The following is a 356-nucleotide window of genomic DNA, read 5'->3' as shown; positions in this document are numbered from 1 at the left end:
CGATGCAACAGGGCATGTTGTTCTACAGCGGTCAGGGTGGCGAAACGGGGCTTTACATAAACCAGACTTCGGTCGCTGTCGAAGGGTTGGAAGTCGAGCGATTCGTTGAAGCTTGGAATCAAGTGATTGCGCGTCACGATATTCTGCGCACCGGATTCTGGTCGTCTGCGCAGTTGGGACACCCCCTGCAGATTGTTCATCGACAAGTGGACTTGCCTGTACGCGTACTCGATTGGCGGGACCGGGATGCTGCCGAAAGCGCGCTGCAAGTGCTGGTAGATGGCGATGCGGCGCAAGATTTCGACATGCTGCGGGCGCCATTGATGAGGGTGACACTGGTGAGGCTGGACGATCAG

1 protein-coding gene is annotated in these 356 nt (G+C 57.0%); it reads left to right on the top strand.

What is annotated here, in order from left to right; translation table 11 throughout:
- Window positions 1–2 precede the first annotated feature (2 nt).
- Window positions 3–356 (top strand): condensation domain-containing protein (locus SB756_RS28600; RefSeq protein ID WP_410912879.1); only part of this gene is annotated, 354 nt, incomplete at its 3' end.

This window comes from Pseudomonas sp. SIMBA_068 (assembly GCF_046534705.1).
In the GTDB taxonomy this organism is placed as follows: domain Bacteria; phylum Pseudomonadota; class Gammaproteobacteria; order Pseudomonadales; family Pseudomonadaceae; genus Aquipseudomonas; species Aquipseudomonas putida.
The sequence above is the reverse complement of the archived record's forward strand: the minus strand, read 5'-3'. Positions and strand labels throughout refer to the sequence as shown.